Annotated in this window: 6 protein-coding genes; 1 reads left to right on the top strand and 5 read right to left on the bottom strand. The window is 50.3% G+C overall.

Going from position 1 to position 7,851, the window contains the following annotated elements; translation table 11 throughout:
* Nucleotides 1–72: 72 nt before the first annotated feature.
* The 3 genes from CVV44_18810 to CVV44_18800 are packed head-to-tail and all read right to left on the bottom strand — an operon-like array spanning nt 73 to nt 2,337.
* A complete protein-coding gene (locus CVV44_18810; protein ID PKL36265.1) occupies nt 73–969 on the bottom strand; it encodes a hypothetical protein in 897 nt (298 codons plus the stop codon).
* A gap of 24 nt (nt 970–993) precedes the next feature.
* Complete coding sequence (locus tag CVV44_18805) at nt 994–1,593, bottom strand: hypothetical protein (GenBank protein ID PKL36264.1); 600 nt, start codon at nt 1,591–1,593, stop codon at nt 994–996.
* Between the two features lie 24 nt (nt 1,594–1,617).
* Nucleotides 1,618–2,337, bottom strand: coding sequence for a class I SAM-dependent methyltransferase (locus CVV44_18800; GenBank protein ID PKL36263.1), 720 nt, complete (start codon nt 2,335–2,337; stop codon nt 1,618–1,620).
* A 455-nt stretch (nt 2,338–2,792) separates the two neighbouring features.
* Between CVV44_18800 and CVV44_18795 the strand changes: the two genes are divergently transcribed.
* The gene (locus tag CVV44_18795; protein PKL36262.1) at nt 2,793–5,306 is read left to right on the top strand and encodes a glycogen phosphorylase; all 2,514 of its coding nucleotides are present in this window, start codon (nt 2,793–2,795) and stop codon (nt 5,304–5,306) included.
* Nucleotides 5,307–5,317: 11 nt separating this feature from the next.
* Here the strand turns inward: CVV44_18795 and CVV44_18790 are convergent, their stop codons facing one another.
* The gene (locus tag CVV44_18790) at nt 5,318–5,878 is read right to left on the bottom strand and encodes a hypothetical protein (GenBank protein ID PKL36261.1); all 561 of its coding nucleotides are present in this window, start codon (nt 5,876–5,878) and stop codon (nt 5,318–5,320) included.
* Nucleotides 5,844–7,808, bottom strand: a complete 1,965-nt coding sequence (locus CVV44_18785; GenBank protein PKL36260.1) for a methionine--tRNA ligase — start codon at nt 7,806–7,808, stop codon at nt 5,844–5,846. The genes CVV44_18790 and CVV44_18785 overlap by 35 nt, the downstream gene beginning before the upstream one ends.
* Nucleotides 7,809–7,851 lie beyond the last annotated feature (43 nt).

Genomic DNA, 7,851 nt, shown 5'->3' with positions numbered 1-7,851 from the left:
ATATCATCTATTTTTGTTGATAAAACAACATAACAAAAAGGCCGTCCAGAATTTTGTTCTGAGACGGCCCCACTACGGTGTTTTGATCAATATATCCATGGGAATCACATGGTCATGTTTATATTTTCCCACGGGAATCATTTCCCGGGCATTGCCGCGGCACACCCGCACGCATTGTCCGCACCCCATGCATTTCTTCGCATCCGCATAAACGATCCCTTCACTGATGTAATTGGCCATGAACATGCAGGCCGCAATACACTTTCCGCATTTCTTCGGGCCCAGGCACTTCTGCTTATTCAGGCTCACCGCCTCGGGTCCGGGATACAGCATCTTTTTCGTGGCACAGTAAACCCGCACCGGCACACAGATTTCACTGTCGCAGTTGCAGATCACAAAATGCCATTTTCCCGACTGCATGCAGAAATCCAGGGCATGAACCAGTCCCGCGTCGCGGCAGGTTTCCAGTATTTCCACGGCTTCTTCTGCATCAATGATACGGTATCCGCGATCAAGATGCAGGTAGATATCGGCTCCGTAGAGCACAACGATGTCCTTGCATGAAGGCTCCTTCCACCGGTCCAGAGACATCTGACAGACGCAGGGGCCTACGGCAAGCCGGGGACCCTCGTCGGTACCCGGCAGAGACTCGATATAGCGCACAAGATTCGACGCGGCACGGGTCGTGACAATAATGCCATGGGGGAGAAAATGGGCCATGATTGCTATGAGCTTCCTGAAGGCCCGCCCCAGAGGATTGCCATATATCAGCTTTATTCCCATGAGCCGGTCCGTCAGAATCAGGACCTGGGGCTCGTATTTCCCGTAGAGCCAGTGAAAAAAATAATGAATCCTGCCGATGGGAACGGTTCTTTCACGGGAAAAGGCCACATGCGCTGTTATGGTAACAACGGTCAGAGCAGTAATTATGGGAAGAATATCGTAAGACAATGCGTGGGGATTGATCATTAATCTCTCCAGTGATGCATCGGGTTATTTGAATTTCAAATTATAAAATGAGGTCAGCATTTCATTTTTTATCTCACGACCATCGTCAAAGAGATAGACAATAAAGGCGTTGGCAATATTTTTCTTGTGAATGGCGACGACCAGCGAATATTTGTAACCGTGCCCATAATCAGAGTTGTTTTCAATAAAATACGAGGCACCCCAGTCGGCGTTGAAATCATGTTTCACATCGGCGGGCTTGAATTCCGTAATCCCCTTCGTCTGTTCCGATTGCGAAATGTTCATGACAACGGCAACGGCGAAAAGAATATAGCCTTCATTGGGATCGGTGAGCACAATTTTCGTATCTGATTTTTTTTCCTTATTTTTCTGATATTCTTCATACACCCTGACGTCCTCTTTCAGAGAAAAAATCGAATACCGGATTTCCACTTTTTTAGTCGCATGCCTGACCGCATACTGATATATGACATCGGGGTTTGTCTTTACCTTCACCGGTTTAAATCCATCGGGAATGGAAAAGGACATGTCTGCATCAGTACACAGTTTTGCAAAATCACTGTATTCATCGGAAAAGCCCAGGGTTGACAGGCAGAGTATGAAAATTGGAATCAGGTATTTCATTATAAACTCCTTGAGGGGAATGGTTTACGTGAATTTATTACTGGCATTTCCAAAAATCAGGTTTTTTCTTTTTTTTAGAAATAACTCAATATGATTAAATTCATTTCTTCGATTTACTACCTTATCTATAAGATAGAATCCAGAATTTTCAAGCTCTGCCAATAAAATTTCTTCTGTTGGTATAAAACGATATGGTAAACCACCAACAATCGTTGTATGATTTGCCATATCAGGACTAGATAGACTGCTGATAAATATAATTCCCGAAGGAGTCAGCATCTGATGCAAGTTTTTTAAAAATCTTTGTCTATCAATCCCGATAATACAATGAAGACAATTGCCATCTATAATAAAATCATACGTCTCATCGAAGTTTATATCCGGCATAGATAAATCCGAATGAATATACTTGATTTCCATTCCCAATAATTCACTTTTCCGGTTCGCCCAATCAATGGCTACTTTTGAAATATCAACTCCAGTGACCGAATATCCTTTTTTATAAAATTCTCTACACAAAACTCCTTCACCGCAACCAGCTTCGAGGACTTTTCCTGATTGTGGAGTAAAATCTGAATTAAGAATATTTTCAATTTGATTTAATTTGCTAAAAAATCGGTTATTACCGCCCCAACATTCATAACCATTTTTAATGGCATCTATATATTGGGCATCATATAGTGATTGTTTATTAAACACATTAATATCCGGTTTACAATTTCCAAATTGCAGAGACCCTTGCATCTCTCCCTTTTCTCCTCAAAAAATCAATATTCATTCCCGGGATTTTTCCCTGAAAAGTCAACTAATATAGAGCACTGTCTCATAAAAAATTTTCCCTCTTTGACGACTCCTGTGTACTTCATGCTGGAAACCAGACAGCGAAGCCATGGACGGCTGAGCTGCTGCGGCTGCGGCCGAGGACAAGCAGGATGCGTCCGCAGGCCGCACTGAGTTGATTTACTAATTAAACAAGTCCCAGCCTGTCGCGGCCAGCGACCGCCGGGGAGGTCGAGGAGGGGGCGGCGAGGCCCCCTCCTCGTTTTTCCATTCCCGGGAAACCGGGACATACATCACCCGGCCGTTGATTCAGGCCACAATCCCCCGCAGGGCGCGATATAAAATCTTGACATCCCCCCATTCCTGTGGGATACTAAAAATCTATGCCGGTAAATTAATGTAAAAAAAAGGAGAAACTCATGCCCCCTCGAAAATCAGCCAAGGACCGGCTCTCAACGTCAACGAATCCCCTCAAGGGAAACGACCTGGAGTCCCTGAAACTCTCCTTCATCAACCATATTGAATTCTCCCTGGGGAGGGACGAATACTCAGCCACGCAGCGTGACCTCTTTTACAGCATGGCCCTGGTAGTGCGTGACCGCCTCATTGAGCGCTGGATCGAGACCCAGCAGACCTATCACGACATGGACGTGAAGCGGGTCTACTACCTTTCCATGGAATACCTCATGGGCCGAACCCTGGGAAACAGCCTCATTAACCTGGGCCTCACGGATATCATGCGCCAGTCCCTTGACGAGCTGGGCTATTCCATGGACGACCTGGCAGCCACGGAATGGGACGCGGGCCTGGGCAACGGCGGCTTGGGAAGGCTGGCCGCCTGCTTCATGGATTCACTGGCCACGCTGGAACTCCCGGCCATGGGATACGGCATACGGTATGATTACGGCATCTTCTTCCAGAAGATCATCAACGGTTACCAGGTCGAGACCCCGGACAACTGGCTCCGTTTCGGCACGCCCTGGGAATTCCCCCGGCCCGAATACCTCTACCCCGTGAAGTTCTACGGCACGGTGAACCAGTATCAAGACGACGAGGGACGTCTCCGTTCCGACTGGGTGAACACCGACATCATTCTCGCCATGGCTTACGATATTCCCGTTCCGGGGTTCCGGAACAACACCGTGAACAATCTCCGCCTCTGGTCGGCAAAATCGACGCGGGAATTCGACCTGGGATACTTCAACCACGGAGACTATGAAAAGGCCGTCTCCGAAAAGTCCCACTCCGAAACGGTCTCCAAGGTGCTCTACCCCAACGACAATATCTTCGAAGGCAAGGAGCTCCGGCTCAAGCAGGAGTACTTCTTCGTATCGGCCACGCTGCAGGACATCATCCGGCGCTATAAGACCGATCATCACACTTTCACAGCCTTCCCCGACAGGGCGGCCATCCAGCTCAACGACACGCACCCGGCAGTGGCCATCCCGGAACTCATGCGTATTCTCATCGATATTGAGCGCATTACCTGGGAGGAGGCCTGGGACATTACGCTCCGCACCTTCGGGTACACAAACCACACCATCCTCCCCGAGGCCCTGGAAAAATGGCCCCTGTCTCTCATGCAACAGGTTCTGCCGCGGCACCTCCAGATCATTTATGAAATAAACCGTCGTTTTCTCGAACACGTGAGCCTTCATTTCCCCGGAGAGCCGGAGCGCCTGGGACGTATGTCCATCATTGAAGAAGGGCCTGATAAACGGGTGCGCATGGCGCACCTGGCCATCGTGGGCAGCCATTCCGTCAATGGCGTGGCCGCCCTCCACAGCGACATCATCAAAGCCTCACTCTTTCGTGACTTCCATCAGCTCTGGCCGGAACGCTTCAATAACAAAACCAACGGCATCACGCAGCGGCGCTGGCTCATGCTCTGCAATCCGGGACTATCGCAGCTCATAACCTCGCGCATCGGCGACGGGTGGTGCAAAAACCTCGATGAACTGAAAAACCTGGCACCCCTGACGGAAGACGCCGCCTTCCGGGATGAGTGGATGCGCATCAAGAGAACAAACAAGGATAGCCTTGCGGCCTTCATCGAGGAGGAGTGCGACATAGACGTGGACCCCGCTTCCCTCTTCGACTGCCAGGTCAAACGCATGCATGAATACAAGCGTCAGCTCCTGAACGTACTTCACGTGGTCACGTTGTACAACCGAATCAGGAGCGGGGCCACGGGAGAAATGGTTCCCCGCACCGTCATTTTTTCCGGCAAATCGGCCCCGGGATACCATATGGCAAAACTCACCATAAAACTCATTAATTCCATCGCCAAAACCGTTAACAATGATCCGACGGTGCGCGGCCTGCTCAAGGTCGTATTCATTCCCAATTATTCAGTATCGGTGGCGGAGAAAATTATGCCGGGAGCAGATCTCTCGGAGCAGATATCAACGGCGGGCACCGAGGCCTCGGGAACGGGGAATATGAAGTTCGCTCTGAACGGGGCCCTCACCATCGGTACGCTCGACGGGGCCAACATCGAGATAGCCGAAGAGGTGGGCGCCGACAACATCTTCATCTTCGGGCTCAAGCCGGGTGAAGTTGATGCAGTCAGATCCTCGGGATATTCGCCGCGCACCTGGTACGATGAAAACCCGGAACTCCGCCAGGCCGTGGACATGATTTCAGGGGGATTTTTCAGCCCGTCTGAACCGGACCTCTTCAAGGATATTACCAATTCACTCTTGGGCGGTGACTACTATCTTCTCTTCGCCGATTACGCATCATACATCGGATGCCAGGAGCGCGTGGGCTCCCTTTTCAGCGACAGCGTCGCCTGGACACGCATGTCCATACTGAACGTTGCTGCCATGGGAAAATTTTCCACGGATCGCACGATTGATGAATACGCCAACGATATCTGGAAGACTGTTCCCGTCCCCATTGAACTGGGAAGAAAAAAAAGGAAAAGGTAAAACGGCAGGGCTTATTCAGCAGATATGCGGATCATATCCACCTTATCGGTTTTCGTGTCCAGCAGCGCCACGGAAAATTCTTCCGTGCCGTACAGTGCGCCGGGATTGATGATGCGGGTTCGGTTGGCTACGTAGTTCTCGAAAAAATGAGTGTGACCCTTGATGATATAGTCATATTTCCCTGAAGCCACGGTCTCCCTGAAGAGGGGGACATTGTTCCCGTGAAAAATTATTATCTTCTTATTCTCCACCTCAAGCGAACAGGTCTCGCCAACACAGCCGAAACCCAACTTTTCACTCTCCACGTTGAGAATCTCCACGTCCAGATCACCGTTGCCCAGGACAAAGCGGCAGTCAAATTCCCTGAAGAGCTCCATCATCCGGGGCGAGGTGAGATCACCGGCATGTATAATCATCCCCACACCCCTTTCCCTGAATATCCCAAGGGCCCTTTTGGTCATTTCAATATCGTTATGAGTGTCGGATAGAATGCCTATTTTCATTGGTCTCACGTTCTTTTTTGTGTCGGCGCGGGTCTCAGCCCAGACGGGAGCCCACGGGAATCTTATCATCGACTTCGATAAGGACCGGAGCGTCACCCTTGTTCTTCTTTGCCGCCAGAAGCATGCCGTTGGAAGTACGCTTGAATATAACGGCCGGTTTCAGGTTCGCCACCAGAAGGATTTTTTTACCCACCAGGTAGTCCGGTTCATAATGCTGCGCGATACCGGCTACGATGGTTCTTTCATCGAGACCGGAATCGATCCTGAGTTCCAGAAGTTTATCGGAGCCTTCAACGCGCACAGCTTCGAGCACCTTCGCCACGCGGATATCGACCCTGGCAAATTCGGAAATATCAAGGAGCCCCGCGCCATCTTCGTTCATATTCTTATCGCCGCCCTTTTTCCCTGCGCCTTTTGTATCGGCTTTATCCATTCCTTTTGCTTTTCCCGCCGCATCTTCTTTCCCGGGTTTTTCCATTTTAGGAAAGAGAATGCCCATCTCGCCGAGCCGGGCCCCATCGTCCAGCAGGGCCAGGGAAAACAGTCCCTCCACGTCGCGGCTTTTCCCGTCGGCCCCGAGAGCCTTGATGATGATGGGAGATATATTGATCAGTATGGGTGACAGGAGCACCGCAATAGCGTATATGGCCTCGAGGAGGTTCCGCATAACCGATGCGAGACTGTTTTTATCACCGTCCTTATCGAGCTGCCATGGTTTTTTTTCGTCGATATACTTGTTCAGGTAGCGGACAAATTCCCAGAGCTTCTCGATGCCGATGCTGGTCTGGAAGGTTTTACAATACGATATATACCCGTCCGCGGCGTCCTTTATCTTTTTAGCCAACTCGTCCCTTCCCGCCGGGCTCGACGGTGAAAAGGCCGGAACGGCGCCGTCAAAATACTTCTCTACCATGTTAAAGGTCCGCTTCACCAGGTTCCCCAGGTCGTTGGCCAGATCAAAATTGACGCGGTCAATAACCACGTCTTCGCTGAAGCGGGCGTCATTGCCGAAAACCATCTCCCTGAGAAAGAAATACCTGACCTGGTCATTGCCGTACCGCTGCATCAGGTCGCCGGGAGTAATCACGTTCCCCAGGGTCTTGGACATCTTGGCGTCCTCCATGTTCCAGTAGCCGTGAACATTGAGATGATGATAAGGCTCCAGGCCGGCCGCTTTCAGCATGGTAGGCCAGAATATGCCGTGGGGCTTCACGATATCCTTGGCGATGATATGCTGGACCGCGGGCCAGAACTTTTTGAAGCGCGCGTCTTCGGGATATCCCAGGGCGCTGACATAGTTGATAAGAGCATCAAACCATACATAGGTGACGTAATTGTCGTCGAAGGGCATGGGAATTCCCCAGGTCAGCCTGGACTTGGGCCGCGAAATGCACAGGTCCTCGAGGTGCTCCCCCTTGAGCATGGACATTACCTCGTTCCGGTAGCGCTCGGGACGGATAAAGTCGGGGTTCTCGTTGATATATCCAACAAGCCATTCCTGGTATTTGCTCATTCTGAAAAAATAGTTCTTTTCCTCGATATACTGGGGCACCTGGCCGTGATCGGCGCACTTGCCGTCCACCAGTTCCTTTTCCGTAAGGAATCTCTCGCAGCCCACGCAGTAGTGGCCGCCATAGCTTCCGAAGTAGATGTCGCCGTTGTCATAAACCTTCTGTAGTATTTCCTGCACCACTTTCTTATGGCGGTCTTCCGTGGTCCGGATAAAATCGTTGAAGGATATGCCCAGATCCTCCCAGGTTTTTTTGAACTGGGCGCTGATGGCATCGGTATATTCCCGGGCGCTCCTGTTGTTGGCCTTGGCTGCCTCAACAATTTTATCACCGTGCTCGTCGGTGCCCGTAAGGAAATAGGTGTCGTAGCCCAGCATGGTATAAAACCGGTTCATGAAATCGGCGAGAATTGTGGTATAGGCATGACCTATGTGCGGTTCGGCATTGACATAGTATATAGGCGTGGTAACATAAAAAATCTTATTCATCGACTACCTCGATTGTATCTGCATTGTTAAAAACATGGACGGT

This window comes from Spirochaetae bacterium HGW-Spirochaetae-1, assembly GCA_002839375.1.
GTDB lineage: Bacteria > Spirochaetota > UBA4802 > UBA4802 > UBA5550 > PGXY01.
The sequence above is the reverse complement of the archived record's forward strand: the minus strand, read 5'-3'. Positions and strand labels throughout refer to the sequence as shown.